Annotated in this window: 13 protein-coding genes and 3 tRNA genes; 2 read left to right on the top strand and 14 right to left on the bottom strand. The window is 57.6% G+C overall.

Features of this window, described 5'->3' with window-relative positions; all coding sequences use genetic code 11:
• Nucleotides 1-111: 111 nt before the first annotated feature.
• From PROAA_RS00280 to PROAA_RS00225, 12 genes are all read right to left on the bottom strand, one after another.
• Nucleotides 112-186: transfer RNA gene (locus PROAA_RS00280), tRNA-Thr, on the bottom strand.
• A 37-nt stretch (nt 187-223) separates the two neighbouring features.
• Nucleotides 224-297: transfer RNA gene (locus tag PROAA_RS00275), tRNA-Gly, on the bottom strand.
• Between the two features lie 52 nt (nt 298-349).
• A tRNA-Tyr gene (locus tag PROAA_RS00270) sits at nt 350-434 on the bottom strand.
• Between the two features lie 289 nt (nt 435-723).
• Nucleotides 724-1227: a hypothetical protein gene (locus PROAA_RS00265; RefSeq protein WP_186409381.1), complete on the bottom strand. Its 504-nt coding sequence runs from the start codon at nt 1225-1227 to the stop codon at nt 724-726.
• A gap of 3 nt (nt 1228-1230) precedes the next feature.
• Nucleotides 1231-4662, bottom strand: coding sequence for a PPi-type phosphoenolpyruvate carboxykinase family protein (locus PROAA_RS00260; RefSeq protein WP_186409380.1), 3432 nt, complete (start codon nt 4660-4662; stop codon nt 1231-1233).
• 252 nt (nt 4663-4914) lie between these two features.
• A complete protein-coding gene (locus tag PROAA_RS00255) occupies nt 4915-5325 on the bottom strand; it encodes a thioredoxin family protein (RefSeq protein ID WP_245664098.1) in 411 nt (136 codons plus the stop codon).
• 9 nt (nt 5326-5334) lie between these two features.
• The gene (locus PROAA_RS00250; RefSeq protein WP_186409384.1) at nt 5335-6408 is read right to left on the bottom strand and encodes an alkene reductase; all 1074 of its coding nucleotides are present in this window, start codon (nt 6406-6408) and stop codon (nt 5335-5337) included.
• Between the two features lie 91 nt (nt 6409-6499).
• On the bottom strand, nt 6500-8782 hold the full coding sequence (locus PROAA_RS00245) for an EAL domain-containing response regulator (RefSeq protein ID WP_222102029.1): 2283 nt from the start codon (nt 8780-8782) through the stop codon (nt 6500-6502).
• Nucleotides 8779-10980 carry an HDOD domain-containing protein gene (locus tag PROAA_RS00240; protein WP_186409379.1) on the bottom strand — a complete coding sequence of 734 codons (2202 nt, stop codon included), beginning with the start codon at nt 10978-10980 and terminating at the stop codon, nt 8779-8781. Before PROAA_RS00240 ends, PROAA_RS00245 begins: the two co-directional genes overlap by 4 nt.
• A gap of 333 nt (nt 10981-11313) precedes the next feature.
• Nucleotides 11314-12171, bottom strand: a complete 858-nt coding sequence (ispE, locus tag PROAA_RS00235; RefSeq protein WP_245664097.1) for a 4-(cytidine 5'-diphospho)-2-C-methyl-D-erythritol kinase — start codon at nt 12169-12171, stop codon at nt 11314-11316.
• On the bottom strand, nt 12168-12758 hold the full coding sequence (gene lolB / locus PROAA_RS00230) for a lipoprotein insertase outer membrane protein LolB (RefSeq protein WP_186409378.1): 591 nt from the start codon (nt 12756-12758) through the stop codon (nt 12168-12170). The genes ispE and lolB overlap by 4 nt, the downstream gene beginning before the upstream one ends.
• A 52-nt stretch (nt 12759-12810) precedes the next feature.
• On the bottom strand, nt 12811-14553 hold the full coding sequence (locus tag PROAA_RS00225) for a tetratricopeptide repeat protein (RefSeq protein WP_186409377.1): 1743 nt from the start codon (nt 14551-14553) through the stop codon (nt 12811-12813).
• Nucleotides 14554-14648: 95 nt separating this feature from the next.
• On the opposite strand from PROAA_RS00225, the gene mutM reads away from it, so the two are divergent.
• Both mutM and PROAA_RS00215 read left to right on the top strand, forming a co-directional pair.
• Nucleotides 14649-15476, top strand: a complete 828-nt coding sequence (mutM, locus tag PROAA_RS00220) for a bifunctional DNA-formamidopyrimidine glycosylase/DNA-(apurinic or apyrimidinic site) lyase (RefSeq protein WP_186409376.1) — start codon at nt 14649-14651, stop codon at nt 15474-15476.
• Nucleotides 15477-15596: 120 nt separating this feature from the next.
• On the top strand, nt 15597-17552 hold the full coding sequence (locus tag PROAA_RS00215) for a dynamin family protein (protein WP_186409375.1): 1956 nt from the start codon (nt 15597-15599) through the stop codon (nt 17550-17552).
• A gap of 72 nt (nt 17553-17624) precedes the next feature.
• Here the strand turns inward: PROAA_RS00215 and PROAA_RS00210 are convergent, their stop codons facing one another.
• Together PROAA_RS00210 and coaD are read right to left on the bottom strand one after the other, a co-directional pair.
• The gene (locus tag PROAA_RS00210; RefSeq protein ID WP_186409374.1) at nt 17625-17885 is read right to left on the bottom strand and encodes a YfhL family 4Fe-4S dicluster ferredoxin; all 261 of its coding nucleotides are present in this window, start codon (nt 17883-17885) and stop codon (nt 17625-17627) included.
• A 20-nt stretch (nt 17886-17905) separates the two neighbouring features.
• On the bottom strand, nt 17906-18353 hold a 448-nt coding region (coaD, locus tag PROAA_RS00205; protein WP_186409373.1), incomplete at its 5' end, for a pantetheine-phosphate adenylyltransferase.

The raw sequence follows: 18353 nt of genomic DNA, 5'->3' as shown, positions 1-18353 counted from the left end.
ACGTGACCAATCGTGCCGACGTTTACGTGCGGCTTCGTCCGTTCAAATTTTGCCTTAGCCATTGCCGGTACCTCAAAACGTTAGAAGTTAAAATATTCGACGCATAAACCCTGGTGCCCATGGGCAGGATTGAACTGCCGGCCTCTCCCTTACCAAGGGAGTGCTCTACCACTGAGCTACATGGGCATCCTGCTTGCAACCAACCAATCTTCCAGCCGCAATATGGAGCGGGCGAAGGGAATCGAACCCTCGTCTTAAGCTTGGAAGGCTTCAGCTCTACCATTGAGCTACACCCGCGCAACCACTTACCCGCAGCACAATCAACAAAAACCGCCAATAGCGGCAATCTTGGTGGAGGGAGAAGGATTCGAACCTTCGAAGGCAGAGCCGTCAGATTTACAGTCTGATCCCGTTGACCGCTTGGGTATCCCTCCAACTCGGAACCGGAAATTCTGACGCGCCAACCAAAGATTGTCAAACGGTTTATATTGATTCGGGCGATACTATAGCAGAAATCATGCCGACAAGTGCCTTTTCTGGTGCCGCTACGCAAAGCAATCGCGCCACATCATCAATACCGGCGTCATTCGCCTCCGGCGCAAACCGTCGACTGCCCACGGACTACAAGGCGGCGGTTCGAAGCAGCTTGACTGAAGCCGTTGTCAGTCAGCAAGGCGACTGACTGGAGGCAGAAATCGGGAGCCCGGAAGCGCTTCTTCAGGGCTATAGCTCGCATCGCTCCAGCCAGGACGCGTCAAAATCGATCTGTTCGCCCTTTACCAGCGGCTTGTCAAGGAACTGGCCACGAAACAGCCAGCCAGCCGTTCCATGCATGTCTGACCAAGGCGTCTCCCACTCCTCAACGGCTACTCGGATGCGCAACACAGTCACTTCACGCACATCGGCATCGCGATGGACACAAGGTGAGGACGAAGCAACTCGTACCCAGTCGTCGCGCGTATAGGACTGCACAGGTTTGCCGATTTTCGGGCAACGACCGGCCAGCCGGCGCTCTCTGGAAAAACCGGCAACCGAGCCTTTCAACCAGAATGTCGGCGACTTGAAAACAAGACCTACACCGCCTTCGCGAAACATGACGCACTCGCCCAGGCGAGGATCGGCCGAAGCCCACGAAGCTGCTGGAGCCTCGTCGGCTGACGCGGAAGTGGCCAGAACCTGTCCGCACAGAAAGAACAGGCACCGGCCGAACCGCCCGATAGCCAACACGCGTTATAAGGGCTGCAGGCCGATAGTCCCAACGAGGCCAGCACGATACTCCGCCGAGCCGACGCGAACCCGCTCACCCTGTGCCTGAGCACGTCGCGCCGAGAGCCCAAGGCGGGAGGCCACTTCGGCACTATCGGTGCGATCAAGGAATTCGTATAGCGAGGCCACGGCATGGGTCAACCGCGCCTCGTCACGCCGCTGCTTGGCGTCCAGGCGTGCCGCATACCAATCGCTGGCGAGGACGCTTTCGCGGGAAAACAGCGATCGCACTTCCGCTGACTCCAGCCCATGACCCTCTGCAGTGCGTCCGTGCGCCATGATTTCCAGCAAGGCCCTCAATGGCGGACAGGCCAGAGAAACAGTGCCATCGGTAAAATAGCTTTCGGCAACACGCTGGTGCGTTGCGACGATGTTCGCCACTCCGTCAGCAAAGATGTCCATATCTTGAAGCTCGGGGCGCAGCATTTCATCGGTGAACACGGCATGCGGATGCAGAAATATCCGGCCAAAGTAGGTACTCGCCAATCGCGCCGTCATCCGATAACCGAGCCGACTGGCCAAAACAGGCTGACCACCGTGCTCGAAATCCACAACACGTTCAAGGGCGCCCCGGGCAATCAAATTCTTCGCGTCGCGTTCACTTGGACTCATGCGTGCAAATACCTCGGGCACCAGCAAACTGACGTCATGATCGACGCGCACATTTGGCCCGACGTAACCGGCAGAGGACACCCATCCGTCGTAACCCGTGAGCGCAAAAGACACGAAAGCGGCATTCAGGTCGATGATGGCCGGCAATGCATTGAACGGCCCCTTGGTCAACGCACCCTCCGAGCCCGCGCCGGTTGTCGAGGGTGACTTGCCGGTCATCGAACTGATGAACTCGATGAAGAGCTCAGGCAGCTCCATATAGTGCAACGGATTGTAGGGGCATAGCGGACGGATGCCTTCATCCGGAGGGTTGTTCCGGCGACCGGCGGCAACCACATGCACCGGAGTAATGAGCGGCTCGGCACTTGACTGCCTGCGGAACAAACGCATTGCCAAGTTGGCAATTGCAGTGTCATCCGGGCACGCGATATCCGGGCGCAGCTGCAGATAGCGCGGGTTCTTCGTCGGCTTCCCGTCGACGATGCGCGGATGAGCCGAGGACACAAAATAGGCGGGAGACGATCCGTCGGGCGCGTTCGCAGCAGCTTGAATCAGCTCCTGCATCGGTGCGGTAAACTCATTGAAACCGATAGCGTCATCAACCAGTTCACGCGCATCCGAACCGTCAAGCGGCTGGAAATTGGATATGAAGGTTCCCGGTGTCGCTATATCCGCTTCGGCCTGACCGTCATAACCTCGATGGATCGCGTCGTCCGGCCTTTGAAACAGGCGACGCTCACAGTTTTGTACAAACTTCTGCGATAACGCCCCCGATTCTCCGGCAATCGCTCCGGCGGGTGCGACTACGCTGGCGGTAATGTCGTCTTCGGTCTGTACCTTGACGGCAGGGTGGAAGTCATGGCGCAAGCCGAAGACACGCCAAGCTCCATCCTTCTCGAAGCCGACGCGCAGGGTATTCACAATCAGCGTCTTTCCGTCAAGCTTCAGCGAATTCCCCGGACGTCCGTTGATCAGATCGACCGAGTAATGACTCCGCCAACTATCGCCCCACTCCGGGCGGTGAAAGCGCTTGACGACGAAGACAAGTTCCTTGATATGTTGCGGAATAACGCTCAACCACTGGTTGTACGCCTCGTTATAGTCTCGCCTCGATGGTGTGAGCAGCTTGATGACGCTACCGATCGAGCGGTCACTGCTGAGTATGAGACGGTGATCAACGCCGTTCTTTTCCTGATCGCTGAAGCGCTCGGAAAAATCGCGCTCCAGAATGGCTGCAACCGCATCCATATCCTTTTCGAGGTCGCCGACGTAAACATTGCCGACAAGTATCGCGTCCGAAATCGCCTTGGATATCTCCGACTTCCCCCCCCCGGAAACAGTCGCGGGCTTGTGGCAGGCGGTCACTTCCGCCGATGTTCCGACGAGATTCCACTGACGATGATCGGCACGCGATGACTCCATTTGTATCCGGTAGCCGTTGGGACCCATATAGGTCTTACCCGCCTGCAATTTGATCGATGACGTGTTGCCATCGATGGTTGGCCAGGAGACGGTCTGCGAGCGCAAACTGAAGGTGGATTTCGCGGGCACCAGCACGACATTCGGCTGAACGAGATCAAGTGCATGCCCGGCCGGCTGCACGGCAAAGCGATCGGGATCGCGCGCCAACACCTCTTTCAGCGAGTAGGCGTCACCCGCGGTCAGGTCAGTGTACTCCTGCCCCTCGTTGTAACTCGGGAACACGAGCGCCCCGCCGGAATGCTCTTCTTCGGCGGAACCGAACAGGTTCGCCGAATAGCCGATCTGCGTTTTCACCTCTTTCTTGCAGTAGCCGAAATAATTGTCAGCGATGAGCGTCACGACCACGCCACGCTCGTCGCGCGCGCACAGCTTGAATGCGCTGCCGCCGTTATACAGTTCGGCTTCGCTCTTGTAGCACATGCCGTCACGCCGTTGCAGCGGTGTGGCCGCATCCCAGTGAGGAAGTCCGAGCAGGTGTTTGGGTACATGCGTAAGATGCGGCGCGAGAATTACGCAGCCCGTGTGCCCGGTCCAGCTGTCGGGGTCCAGCGAGGCATCATTTTCCGGCAGATTGGGATCGCCGGCATTGCCGAAAATGCTTTCGACAAAATCAAGATTTGCCACCAGAGCCCCGGGAACGAAAAAGCGGGTTTCCATCCGCTTCTCTGTCGTAAAACCGGGAACGGCAGGCACCACGAGCGGACGCAAAAGCAGGGATACAAAACACATGGCCGGGGCATTCTCCCCAGCCGTGAATGGCAACTGAAGCGAATCCGGCGGAGGATTCAGCGCCAAGGCAAGCAGCTTGGAAAACGCCAGCTTCGGCACCGCCAACTTATCGTCTGGAATCGGCAAACCGCCCTCGACGATGTGAAAAACGCCGGCAGTAGTGCGGCGATCACTGGCGGGATTATGCAGAACGCCATTGCGCAGACGATAGCTGCTGAGCAGCGGCGACTTGTAAAGATCACCATTGGCCGGCAACGAAATGCCGCGCGCCAGACCGGGCTGGTCCAGCACCAGGGTTTTACCCGGCAAACGGGGCGCCGGACCCACATCCGAAAGATACTCCTTCAGAAAGTTCTGAATCCGCGTATCGACAGGGCAAAGTTTATCGGAGAGTCGACGGCTCAATTCCCGTTGGCGCGCCAGAATTGGTGCCATCAGATCCGTAATGGACGCACCATCAGCACCGGCAGCGAGAGGCAGTTCGAGAAGGGCAAGGCGAAGATTGATCGCGGCGTTCAACTCTGCCGTATTGGCAAATAGCGGGGCTGCAGCGGTATTCGAGGTGGAACCCATATCGTATTCTTTCGTAGAGTGAGGACACAGTGTTAAGCGGTCGATAGGCAATGATTGCCCCAAAAGGCTGTGATAAAGAACGCGGTTACGAACGCAATATGCCGGAAATCAGCCTAGTCTGCAGACATCCTTCAAGGGAGCAGGATTTCGACTTAGTGTTCGCGTGCCTAGTCGGCATAGGCCGGGATGCTGGATCGATCAGAGCGCTCAGTAAAACATGATCCCACAGATACCAGCAAGCCCGCCGTGCCGTCATTTGATCATGCCCAGGCGACAAAGTTCCTGATTTTCCTGCCAGCCTCGCCGCTCCGGATTGGAGTTTGCATAGGCGAGGCTTTCCGCGGGTGTTTGTTCCCGGAATGCTTCAATCAGCATTCTCAAATGGCTCTGGTGCGGCAGTATCGCCCCGAAAAAAAGCACCAACTGGTGCCGCCGAATCAGCATCGTCGGAAAATTCTCGACGTCCACCTCCCCGAGATCGTCGGCTTGGTCTTCAATATCGACCCAGCAGAATCGTGTATCCGGGAACTGCGACGCCAGCCCATCGAAACCCGCCCTGTAATCACGACAGATCCCGCACCATTCGGCGCACAGGCAGATCACCAGAAACTCCTCCGACAGCGGACTCTCTTCGGCATTACTAACATTTGGACGCAGCGACACGATTGACCGTTACGAAGAACTAAGCGATGGATAGTCTGTATAGCCCTCTGCGCCGGGAGTATAGAACGTGGCTGGATCGGGCTTGTTCAGTGCTGAGCCTGTCCTGATCCGCTCCGGCAGATCGGGATTGGCGAGGAAACTGGAGCCAAACGCTACTGCATCGACGTCGCCCCGAGCAATTGCAGTGGCGGCCTCGACGCCCGTATAGCCCATATTGCCGATCAGAACGCCTTGATAGTTCGCTCTGACAGGCGTCATTACATCACCGCGTTGTTGCTGAAAGAAATCACTGCGCATGACATGGAGATACGCCAGCCGGAATTCGTTAAGCCGGGTAGCGAGCCAAGAGGAAAGGCCGATCGGGTCGCTGTCGATCATGTCGTTGTAGCTGTTTAGCGGCGAAATACGCAAGCCGACTCGGCCGCTGCCCGATACACTGCTGACCGCATCGATCACTTCGAGCATCAACCGGGCTCGGTTTTCGACGCTCCCTCCGTAAGGGCCTGTGCGCTGATTTGCACCATCACGCAAGAATTCATCCAGCAAATAGCCATTTGCACCATGGACTTCAACGCCGTCGAAACCCGCGGCCCTGGCATTCTCAGCCGCTTTTTTGAATCCGGTAACAATCCCCGACAACTCATCATCGCGCAGCGCGCGGGGCATGACGTAGGGCTTTTTCCCCTCCGGCGTATTCACTTCATCCCCGGTAATGGCAATGGGGCTGGGCGCGACGGGCTGAGCGCCGCCATTGAGCGAAGGATGGCATGCGCGACCGCCATGCCAGATCTGCAGGAATATGCGGCCACCGGCCGCATGGACAGCGTCGGTGGTCAACCGCCAGCCCGCAACCTGGGCAGCGGAATGGATTCCCGGCTCCATCCAGAATGACGAGTGACCCTCCATCGCCATCGTGGCTTCGGCAATAATCAGCCCGGCGCCGGCGCGCTGTGCGTAGTATTCGGCCATCAGGGCGTTGGGAACGTGCCCGGCACTTGCCCGGCAGCGCGTCAGCGGAGCCATGAAGACACGGTTCGGAACGGTCATCGCTCCAAGCTCAAGCGGATTGAAAAGCGTGCTCAAAGCCTCTGGGCTCATGAAATTCTTCATAGCGGATTAACCGGCGGGAAATGAAGGCAAGTGAATTCAGGCCTGACGCGCGACGCTGTTTTACCTAAAGTGGCACCAATAGCGCTTCGGTCTTCTCGACTGACAGTGGTTGACCATACAGGAAACCCTGCATCTTGCGGCACCCGAGCTTGCGCAGAAAGCCGGCTTGCACTTCAGTTTCCACGCCTTCGGCAACGACATCGAGGTCGAGCCCCGCCGCAATGGCGACGATGGCGCGAATGATGGGTGAAGTGTCATCGACACGTTCTATCTCACGCACGAAAGACTGGTCGATTTTCAGAGTGTTGACGGGCAGATATCGAAGGTAGCCGAGCGAGGAATACTGGGTACCAAAATCGTCGATGGCAATGCGGATGCGCTCTCGTGAAAGCCGCAGCAGGCGATCCGTCACTTTCTGACGATCACCGACAAGGACATTCTCAGTGATTTCGATTTCGATATGCTCATGCGGGATGGAGTGTTCGTGCAGGATACCGAGCAGGCGGTCATGGAAATCGTCCTGCTCAAGCACACAAGGCGAGATATTCACGGACATGCGCGGCATGTCAAGGCCCTGATCCCGCCAGCGCTGCATATCCTGGCATGCCGTCTGCAGAACCCAGTACGTGAGCGCCGGCATGAGACCGATCTCTTCGACCATGGGGACGAAGCTACCGGCCGATAACAGGCCCTTTGACGGATGCTGCCAGCGACTCAGCGCCTCGAGCCCAACCGTCTTCTGCGTGATCGAATCGACTTGACACTGATAATGCAATTCGAATTCCCGGCTTTCGAGTCCGCGCCGGATTTCGTTTTCGAACAACAGGCGCCTGCTGGTGTGCTCACCCATGGTGCTGGAGAAGAATCCTGCACCATTCTTGCCACGCGATTTGACGTGATACATCGCAAGATCGGCATGACGCAGCAAGGTCTCGATATCTTCCCCATCGTCCGGATACATTGCGATGCCGACGCTGGCGGTCAGAAAAACCTCGATGCCGGCAAGTGCGAAAGGCTTGGCCATATCGGAGACCAGCTTGTCGGCAACACAAGCCGCATCTTCACGGGTACGCAAGCCTGGCAACAATATCGTGAACTCGTCGCCACCGATGCGAGCCAGGGTATCCGTTTCTCGCAGACTGTTCTGCAAGCGCCCCGCCGCCTCTTTCAGTAACTCGTCCCCCTTCTGATGGCCGAAGGTGTCATTGGCCAGTTTGAAGCGATCAAGGTCGACAAACATGGAGGCCACTTTCATGCGATTACGCTTCGCCTGGACGATTGCCAGTCCGAGGCGATCACAATACAGCGCCCTGTTCGGCAGGCCGGTCAGGGCATCGTGAAAGGCCAGAAAAGCCAACCGATCGTTGTTCAGTTTCTGCACGCTGATATCGCGAGCCACACCGTAGATCCCGCAACGCCGCCCGTTGCCTTTGAAGGAATTCGTCGGAAAGGAATCCACAGGAATCAGGCTGACCTCGAAATGCCCGCATACGGTTTCATCCCGGCGGATAAGACGCAGTTCCGTCGAACACGCGCCTTGACTGACGCGCTCAAGCGTATAACGCGTTCTTTCCAGGTCCTCCTCGTGAACAATTGACAGAAACGGCTTCCGCAGGAGGTCGTCAACGCCGCAACCACTCTGACTGGCGACGCGCTTGCTGACAAAAGAAAAGTTGAATTGCTCATCCAGCATAAAGATCAGGTCCGGAGAGGCGTCCACCAGAAAATGGTACTTTCGCTCCGAGCGCTCCAGCTCGGCCGCCAACTGGCGCTGCGATTTTTCCAGTTCTCGTCGCCGCAGCACGTTCTCGATGGTGTGAAGAAGCATCTCCGAGACGTACGGTTTGCGCACGTAATCGTCGACGCCGAGGCGCAAGGCTCCGATGGCCGATTCAATCGTCGAATCGCCGCTGATTACCACGACGGCAACGTCCAGACTTGCCTGGCGCAGCATTCCCAGCACTTCCAGCCCGCTCACGTCCGGCAACAGCAGATCGAGCAGGACGAGATCGAAGGGCATTTCCATCAGCAGCTTGATCGATTCGCGCCCGCCTGCGCAGGCTAAGGGCGCTGGATAGCCCTTGCGCTTCAGCAGAAAGCACAGGCTTTCACGGAAACCGGCGTCGTCGTCCACCACGAGCAGACGATGCGTCTTCACCTGAACGGGCAATGCCTCCGACTGATTCGCTCCAGACGACGCAGACGACTTCGGCATGGCGCCAGAAGAAAAGGAGACTGCGAAAGCAGCCGAATGCTCAGCACGTGTGGCGAGTACGTTGGCGAAGATATTGGCGTTACCGCCCGGACGCTGCATCGCACGAGAGGCGGCAGAACTGGGATGGATCACCGTTTACCCAGAGGCAGAAGAAGCTGGAAACGGGTTCCGCGCTCGTTGGATTGGCAGTTGATCAGGCCGTGCAGGTCGCGCACCAACTCCCCGACAACCGCCAGACCAACCCCGAGATGGCCCTGTCCCTTGGTACTCAAAACCGGCTGGTAGAGATGATCGAGAATATGCGACGGGATTCCCGGTCCAGAATCCTCAATGCGAATTTCGATATGCGACGGTTCCTTACTGCTCCCCCACGGCGCAGTGCTTACGCGGACGATATTGGCGCCCTCCGCACCCCCCGCACTCACCGCTTCCATAGCGTTCTTCAAAAGGTTGAGCAGCAGTTGTTTCAGCCGGTCGACGTCAGACCATAGCGCGGGAGGATCGGCAAACAGATCGGTTTGGATTTCGACGGAACCCGCGACGAGACCGGAGGCACTGCAAAGCGCTACCAGATCCTGAATGAGCTGGTTGAGCTTGATGGCGCCGGTCTCTGACTGACTTGCACCGGGTTCCTGCAAAACGGTCTGCAGAATCTTGGCAACGCGGCTGATCTCTTCCTTGACGATTCCCAGCTCGTAGCCACCACCATCGCCCTCGGTGTACTTCGTTTCCAACGTTGATAGATAATTCTGGATGATCGAAAGCGGGTTCCCGATTTCGTGGACGACCCGGCGCACATGTGAGCGCAGCGCATCGACAGCGGGATTGGCCTGCGACGATCCATCGCTGGCGGGAAGCGCCCTGGTCTTGTGCAGCAGGTCACCGGCCATGCGCCCGAAGTGCTCGAAACAGGGACTCTGTTCCAGGAAAGCTTCGGCTTGAAGCGCGCTTTCAAAGCCAGCCACCAGCACACCATGGCATACCTGCTGGCTACGCAGGGGAACAAGCACCAGACCGGTACCGCCGATCAGGCGCAGGAGTTGTTCATCAAGCAGATTTTGCGGCCGCACGCCCGGCGCGAGGAGCAAGACGCCCTGATCGATGGCTCGCGCCACCTCCGCACCACTGCGCCCGAGAATGAACTCCAGCTGCGAAGCCTTGGCCCAGCGACTACCGACAGGATGCGCTACAAACCTCGCGGGGTCTTCGCTCTGCGGCAAGAAGCAGATCGCGGGGTGTACCCCGAACAGAACTCTTGCCGACTGGCTGATGGCCTGCAGGCTCGCTTCGAGGCCGTCGTCAATCAGGGTATCTCCCAGCACGTTTTCGACCAGTATCACATCACGTACACGGGCGGCAAGAGCGTTGGAAGCCACGCCATTGGCATTTTTTGAGCTTTCCGAGTTGACGGCATCTGCAGGGGGCGTTTCAGCCAACTCGATGCCCATTTGTTCGGCGAGCTTGGCCAGTTCCTGCTCGACTTTCGCAAGCAGCAATTGCAAGTCGACTCCGCTGGCACCACAGAGGCCAGCAAGGTCGATTTCAGCCTGCCCCGGTGCCGTAGTGCAAGCGGACAAGCGATTGGCGAGAAAGATGATGCGTACCAGTTTATGGGCCGCTACGACCCGCTCCGCCGGATCATGATGGTAGAGCACGGCATCGGAAAGGAAGGAGTCAAACTCCCACTTCTCAACCAGCCAGGCCCCGATCTCGGCATGCGTCAGATCGAAGGTTTCCTGTTCCCGTTGGCACAACTCGTCATTGTCGCCATAGGTGTGAAGCAGTGGAAAGTAGGCATTCGCATCAGCCGCCAGAATGGCCAACTGGCCGACATCGTGCATCAACCCGCCGAGATACGCCTCTTCCTTGTTGGCGTAATCCATGATCGTCGCCAGTTCGCGCGCGAGTAGTGCGCAACGTAGCGAATGCCCCCAGAACTGGCGCAGATCGAAGTCCCGGTCCATCGTAAAGCGCCGAAAGACCTGAAGGACGGACTCGTTGATGACAATCGTCTTGATCGTGCTCATGCCCAGCATGGTCAGGCACTGATCGAGGTTGGTCGGCCGGCTCCTGCCGTACTGGCTGGCCGAGGATGCGACGGCGATGACCTTTGCAGTCATCGCCGCGTCACGGTGAATGACGACGGCAATATCGCTGAAATTTACATTGTCACGATGGCATAGGTCGAGCAGTCGCACCAAGACCTGAGGCATCATCGGAAGCCGTTCCAGAGGCAGCTTGCTGCGAATGTCCCGACTCACGCTCGCCGGCACAATCGGTGAACGATTCCCGATGCGGGTTTCCATGCTGGCCGATGGGGGGTAAACCATTCTTGCCTGACTCCATGCAAACGCTGTTCAAGACACGCCTGAATCGAACTGCCTGCGGCGCGGCGGGCATCCTCTTGACAATAGCCGAAAAGTACCCGACCTGTCAGCATGACAGGCATACGTTGCAGGCGCGTTACACTCTGCCGAGCCGGATAGTGTTTCAAAAATACAACAAGGATCGGGAATTATCGTACTGCCTCGCCGGGACGAGGCGTCGCGGGAGATGCGTCGGCCAGAGATTGGTCGCGCCACGTCGCCTCCAGGCTTTCAGCATGGCCACCTCCCGAAATAGTCCCCGGCAAGAACACGGCGCATGGCAAATGGCTGTCACGCTCAAGCCGCAAGGTCGTGAAGTGGATGGCAATCCAGACCCGCGGCCACCCAGCCACGCATTCCGGAAGGTAGCCCGGCGATGGCGCTCGAAGCTGCTTCCTGTTGCCCAAACTCGGCAAAAACGCAGGCACCTGAACCGGTCATCCGTGCCCGGCCGTAAGCGGAAAGCCAGCGAAGATACTCGGCAACTGCGGGAAAATGGAAGGTGACGACAGGCTCCAGATCGTTCACCCCAACACCAGGTTTCCAGTCAACCATCCTAATCGGCGTCGTGCTGCGCTTGAGTTCGGGCGCGCTGAATATCACCGCGGTCTGCACTTGAACAGGCGGTTCCAGAACGACATACCAGGCCGGCGGCACATCCATCGGCTGCAGCATTTCACCCACACCTTCGGCAAACGCGTTGCGCCCGAAAACAAAGGCCGGCACATCTGCCCCAAGCGTCAGGCCTATCCTCTGCAAGCGCTGACGAGACAAACCAAGCTGCCAGAGATGGTTGAGAGCGAGCAGCACGGTCGCCGCGTCCGAGCTGCCGCCACCCAGGCCTCCGCCCATTGGCAAACGCTTTTCGATACTGATGTCAACGCCCTTGCGACACCCGGTTTCGGCCAACAACTGCCGCGCTGCACGAACAGTCAAGTCACCTTCGGGGGGCACGCCGGGCAATGGTGTTGTCAAGACCACGTTGCCATCATTGCGTGGCGCAAAGCGCAAACTATCGCCGTAGTCGACAAAGCGGAACAAGGTCTGCAACAGATGGTAGCCGTCGTCGCGCCGTCCGGTGACGTGCAGGAACAGATTGAGCTTGGCGGGCGCTGGAAAAATGCTTTCCCAGGTCCACTGGGCCCTGTTACTCACGGTTTCCTGTCCGTGGGCTGTAGGCTGCCCCACTCGTCGATTCTCAGGCGCAATTCGAATCCTCCCAGGCGCTCGGCGAAAATGCGATCGGGCAAGGCATCCGGATCATCGCTGGCGTAACCGTAGTCGACTCTCCAATCCTCATGACGAATGCGTAGCGGGCGGCCTTGATCATCCCGCTCGGCAACGCCGTCCGCAACGCCTTGCGCACGCACCCAGTCCGTGAGTCTTGCGAGTGGCAGGGTGTAACCGAGCACCTGCCTCGTCAGCGTTTCAGCATTGGCTTCCGAGTACACCTTCCCATCGCTCGTTGTCAGCCGCGCACCGCTGTCGCTGGTGACGATTTCAGCGATACCCTGACCAAACGGCGAAACAAGAAGCAGTTCATTGTTCGCGCCGTCATGCCGCCAACGCAGACTTCCGGAGTAGTTCGTGTCTTCATGACGCAAAGAAAACCTCCCTTCGAGCGAGAAGGCGAGCAGCTCGCTTTTCTTTGGCGATGCACGATCAGGCGATGAGGGTAGCTCGGCACAGCTCACAAGGAACATTGCGCAAAGAAGCAGTCCGGCGGTGCGATAGGTAGACACGAAGCGTGCGCTTGATCGACTCTTGACGGGGCTTACGCCGATACCATCCCCGTCAGGGAGCGAACTTCTTGACCGCAGCGGTCAGCGCCTCATTGGTCGGATGCTTCTTTTGCGCCTCGTGCAGCGTACGCTGTGCATCCTCAACACGCCCCAGCGTCCAAAGCACCTCTCCCATGTGAGCCGCAACCTCCGGATCATCCCGCAGGGCATAGGCTTGCTCAAGGTAAGTCAAGGCACCGGGCAAATCGCCTTGCCGGTAAAGCACCCAACCCATGCTATCGAGAATGAACGGATCATTCGGTGCAATCCTGAGAGCTTTCGAAATCAATGCAAGAGCCTCAATCAGGCGAATATTGCGCTCTGCATAGGAATAGCCAAGCGCGTTGTAGGCCTGGGCACTGTCCGGGCGCAATTCGATCAGCTTGCGCAGACGGCTTTCCATGACTTCCATCAGGTCGAGTTTTTCGGCAAGCAACGCTGTTTCATAGAGCAAATCAGGCTGCTCCGGCTGGGCTGTCAGTGCCGCATCCAGCAAGTCAAACGCTGCCTGCGTCTGTTTTGCTTCGCGCAGCAACCCGGCTTCAGCTATCTGCAGTTGGATTCGCTCTTCTGGCATCGCGCCTTTCGCCGATCTGAGTTGCGCCCGTGCAAGCTCAAGCTTGCCCTGTTGCGCCAGCAGGCGCGCGCTACGCACATGCGCCGGGACGTTATGCTCCCCGGCACCGACCATTGCATAATAGCCCAGCGCTTCCGCGGTCTGTTTTCCTTCTTCGGCGATCTGTCCCAGGTAATAGTAGGCCAAGCTCTTGTCAGGTATGTCCAGCGTCACCAGATGCTTGAATCGCGACTCGGCAAGCGCTATCTCGTTCTGTTGCAGAGCCAGTATGGCCGCTGGATAGACAATTTCCGGCTTGTCTGGATACTCCAGAAGCAACTGATCAAAGTGGTGTTTTGCTTCAGCATACCGCTTCTCGCCAACCAGCGCGCGCGCCAGACTAAGGCGCATGTCACTCGCTTTCGGGTTGCTGTCAACAAACCCTTGCATGAATGCAATTCCTGCGGCCGGAGACTCGCGCGTCTGGAGTTGCGCTTCAAGCAATGCCGCCATTTCCCAATCCGGGCGCAGCTCGAGTGCCCGACGAACCTCAACCAGTGCGCGCTCGAACTCATCTGCCGAACCCGCTGACAGGGCCACGGCATAGTGCGCTTCAGCGATGCCGAAAAAGGGAGTGCATACCTCATCAATCAGCCGAAAAACGGCCTTGCGGTCCGGATTGCGGGCAAACATGCGGTTCAGCCCAAGTAGATTTTCCCCAAGCGAAGCCTTGTCAGCCTCAAGCAGGCGCACCAGGCTTGGCGCGAGGCCAGCCAGTTGATTCGAGAGAATCATCACGCTGACCATCATTTGCTGCGCGCGTTTCGATGACGGTTCTACATCAAGCCACAAGCGGGCGGCTTCGAGCGCAAGATCGAAACGACGCGCATGTCCGGCCACTTCGATAGTTCGCTCAAGGACTTTGGGATCGCGGGTGCGCAAGGCGAGATCGGCGTAGGCCTTGCTGGCCAAATCGAGATCGCCACGTTGCAACGCGATCTCGGCAAGCAACACCTGATAAACCGCCCGACCTTCACCCTCTGCATCACTCGTACGGGGAGCAGAAGCCACTGGACGTTTGGCTTCGCGAACTGCTGGCGCCTTCTTTGCGACGGGTGCTGCTTTGTCTGCTGCCAGTGCCGGAAGACTCAGGAAGATGGGCAGTGCGGCAAGACAGAGGGTGTTTCGAAAGTGTTTCATGGATTCCTTGCAATTCGCGATCAGATCAGGGCTGGTTGGAGTCGTTTGCGCCATAATGGTTTTACACATGGTATGGATTTTTATCGGTAGCAGCAATGCCAGAACTCCCCGAAGTCGAAGTCAGCCGCCAGGGCTTGTTGCCGTATCTTCCGGGGCAACGTATCGTCGACGCCATTTTTCGAACGCAAAAACTGCGCCACGACATCCCGGACGGACTGGCCTCGCGACTCACCGGTCTACGTGTTGACGGGATTCACCGGCGCGGAAAATATTTGCTTTTCGACTGCGAAAGCAAGCTGGACGGCGGCTGGCTGATTCTGCACCTGGGCATGTCCGGCAGCCTTCGGCTGGTAACGCCCGTTATGCCTGCAGAAAAGCACGACCACGTGGACCTGGTTTTTGCCGACACCGTCCTGCGTTTCCGCGATCCGAGACGTTTCGGCGCTCTGATCTGGCATGAAGGCAGCCACGTCGATCGACATCCGCTGATCGCCGTTCTCGGCGTGGAGCCGCTCTCCACTGCCTTTGACGGGGACTGGCTCTACGCGCAAACGCGCCGACGCCGTGCGCCAATCAAACCCCTGTTGATGGACAGCCATCTGGTGGTCGGCATCGGCAACATCTACGCATCGGAAAGCCTCTATCGGGCTGGCATATCGCCCTTGCGCGCCGCCAACCGGATCCGCCAGGAGCGCTACCGCATTCTTGTCGCGTCCATCCGCTCGACGCTCGAAACGGCAATTGGCGCTGGCGGCAGCAGCGTCCGCGACTACGTGCATAGCGATGGCGGCACGGGTTGTTTCCAGCTGTCATGCGCCGTATACAACCGTCAGGGGGATCCTTGTCCAACCTGCGGCAGGCCAATTCGCCTGGTGCGTCAGGCTGGTCGATCCACTTTCTACTGCCAGTACTGTCAGCGATAAGGCCGTTCTGATCCGTAAACATCCTGCTCGAACCCATCGTCGGGATGCCAGTTCCATGTGCTTGATTGGGCGAGACTTTGTGTTAGAGTTAGCGAATGCTTTTTCCCAATGGAATTAATCATGACTCTTGCCCAACAGTTCGCCGCCTACAGTGAATGGCGCACACAACTCTCCCAAGGCATTGAGGCGTTCCGCAGATGTTTGTCGGAAAACGAGCTGAGCGACGCACAGACCGAACTGCGTATTGGTCAATTGCTGGAAACATTGCGTGAAGATCGACTGCACGTCGCGTTCGTCGCCGAGTTCTCGCGTGGCAAGTCGGAGCTGATCAACGCCATATTTTTCGCCAACTATGGCAACCGCATGCTGCCATCAACGGCGGGCCGGACAACGATGTGCCCGACCGAGCTGATGTTCGATGCAGGCAAGCCGCCCTCGATCGAACTGCTCCCGATCCAGACTCGCGAAGGCAACGCCAGCATCAGCGAATACAAGCGCTTCCCCGATGAATGGAGAATCGTTCCTCTTGACATCGAATCAGGCGAATCCGTGCAGGAGGCCCTGCGGTCGGTCAGTGAGATTGAGCGTGTTTCCCCGCAAGCTGCCGAGAAGTTCGGCTTCACATCCGGCGACAATCAGTCCGGTGTGGTTCGCCTGGCTGAAGACGGCATGGTCGAAATTCCACGCTGGCGCCATGCCATCATCAACTTCCCGCACCCGCTGCTACAACAGGGGCTGGTCATTCTTGATACGCCTGGGCTGAACGCCATCGGTACCGAACCCGAGCTGACGCTGTCGCTTCTTCCCAATGCACATGCCGTGATCTTCATTCTGGCCGCTGACACGGGAGTTACGCAGTCGGATCTGGCGGTGTGGAACGAGCACATCGGCGCGCCCAGCGGGCGCAAGAAAGGACGTATCGTCGTTCTCAACAAAATCGACAGCATGTGGGACGAACTCAAGACCGAGGAAGAGATCGACGCCGAAATCACCAAGCAGACCAATAGCTGCGCGTGGACTCTCGATCTGCCATCGAACCAGATTTTCCCGATTTCGGCGCAGAAGGCTCTGGTGGCCAAGATCAACAACGACACGGAGTTGCTAGAGCGAAGCCGCCTGCCCGAGCTCGAGTCCGCCCTGTCCAAGGAACTGATACCCGCCAAGCAGGAAATCATTCATGAGAATACCGATGCCGAGTTTGCCGACATCTATATGCGCATGCGCGGCCTTCTCGAATCGCGCCTCAGCGGACTGCGTGAACAACTCGGCGAACTGAACGAACTGCGCGGCAAGAACAAGGGCGTCGTTGAATACATGATGGGCAAGGTGCGTGTCGAGAAAGAAGAGTTCGAATCGGGGTTGCAACGCTACTACGCAGTGCGCAGCGTCTTTTCGCAACTGACGAACAAGCTTTTTGGCCATCTGGGCCTTGATGCCTTGCTCGAACTGACGACTTCGACCCGCGAGACAATGATCGAAGCACCGTTCTCAAAAACACTCTCTGGCGCGATGAAGAATTTCTTCAACGTTTCGCGCAACAATCTCATCAAGTCAGACGGCGAGATAGTCGAAATCCTCACCATGATGGCGGCCATCTACAAGAAGTTTGCGGTCGAGCACGGCCTCAAACTCGGCGCCCCGACCAGTTTCTCGTTGATGCGCTACCAGAAGGATCTCGACCGCCTCGAGTACTGGTGCGATACACACCTCAACACCATGTTCCAGTTGATGACCCATGAGAAAAACAAAGTCACACAGAAATTCTTCGAGGAAGTCGCCACCCAGGTGAAGCGCGCTTTCGAGCGCGCCAACCGTGACGCAGAATCCTGGCTGAAAGCGATCATGGCGCCCATGGAAACCCAGGTTCGTGAACATCAGATCCAGCTCAAACGGCGGCTGGAGAGCATCAAACGCATTCATCAAGCGACCGACACGCTTGAAGATCGCGTCAATGAACTGATTCACGTCGAGAACAATCTTGTGTCACAGATCCGGTCACTGGAGAAGGTTGGTAAAGCGGTTGAGCTCATTCTGATCACAAAACTCAACCCGCAAAACCTGCGTAGCGCCGCCTGAATAACAATAGAACACGAAAACAAGAACGCCGTCACCCAGGCGATCGGGAGACGGCGTTCTCTTAGTATCCAATCAGGCGGGGCGCTTGTTCCCCGTCAGCTTCTCGTACTTCACCCACAACTGGTCTTCATTCTCCTGATGATCTGCATCCTTCGGGATGCAATCGACCGGGCAAACCTCGACACACTGGGGTGTGTCATAGTGGCCGACGCATTCGGTACACTTGCCCGGGTCGATTTCATAGATCTCGGCGCCCTGGGAGATCGCCTCGTTCGGACACTCGGGTTCACATACGTCGCAGTTGATGCATTCGTCAGTAATAATCAATGCCATGATGCTGTTCCTTCAAATCATTAGAATTTTTCGGCAACTCTTTTCACTAGCCGCTCACAGATTGCCGGATGGACAAACTTGCTGACATCCCCACCGAGAATGGCAATCTCGCGGACCATTGTCGCCGAAATGAACATGTACTTCTCGCCGGGTGTCAGGAATATCGTTTCGACCTCAGGGAACAGATTCCTGTTCATCCCCGCCATCTGAAATTCGTACTCGAAATCCGACGCGGCACGCAGACCACGCAATATGACCTTCGCGCCTTTGGCGTGAAGAAAATCCATCAGCAGGCCATCAAATCCGCAGACTTCGACATTCGGGTACTGGGCCAGAAGTTCCTTCGCGATTTCGACCCGCTCGGCAAGCGAAAAGAAGGGCCTCTTCGAGCGACTCTCGGCGATGCCGACAATTACATGATCGAAAAGACAGGCAGCACGCCGAACGAGGTCTTCGTGACCCCGCGTT

Origin of the sequence: Candidatus Propionivibrio aalborgensis, from assembly GCF_900089945.1 — a bacterium.
GTDB classification, from domain to species: domain Bacteria; phylum Pseudomonadota; class Gammaproteobacteria; order Burkholderiales; family Rhodocyclaceae; genus Propionivibrio; species Propionivibrio aalborgensis.
Note: the sequence above shows the minus strand (reverse complement) of the source record. Positions and strands in the feature narration are given on the sequence as shown.

Bases quoted from the DNA above. Each gene is read 5' to 3' on its own strand.
- PROAA_RS00215 (WP_186409375.1), top strand. From the start codon at position 15,597: ATGACTCTTGCCCAACAGTTCGCCGCCTACAGTGAATGGCGCACACAA.
- PROAA_RS00260 (WP_186409380.1), bottom strand. From the start codon at position 4,662: ATGGGTTCCACCTCGAATACCGCTGCAGCCCCGCTATTTGCCAATACG.
- mutM (WP_186409376.1), top strand. From the start codon at position 14,649: ATGCCAGAACTCCCCGAAGTCGAAGTCAGCCGCCAGGGCTTGTTGCCG.
- PROAA_RS00210 (WP_186409374.1), bottom strand. From the start codon at position 17,885: ATGGCATTGATTATTACTGACGAATGCATCAACTGCGACGTATGTGAA.
- PROAA_RS00240 (WP_186409379.1), bottom strand. From the start codon at position 10,980: ATGGTTTACCCCCCATCGGCCAGCATGGAAACCCGCATCGGGAATCGT.
- PROAA_RS00225 (WP_186409377.1), bottom strand. From the start codon at position 14,553: ATGAAACACTTTCGAAACACCCTCTGTCTTGCCGCACTGCCCATCTTC.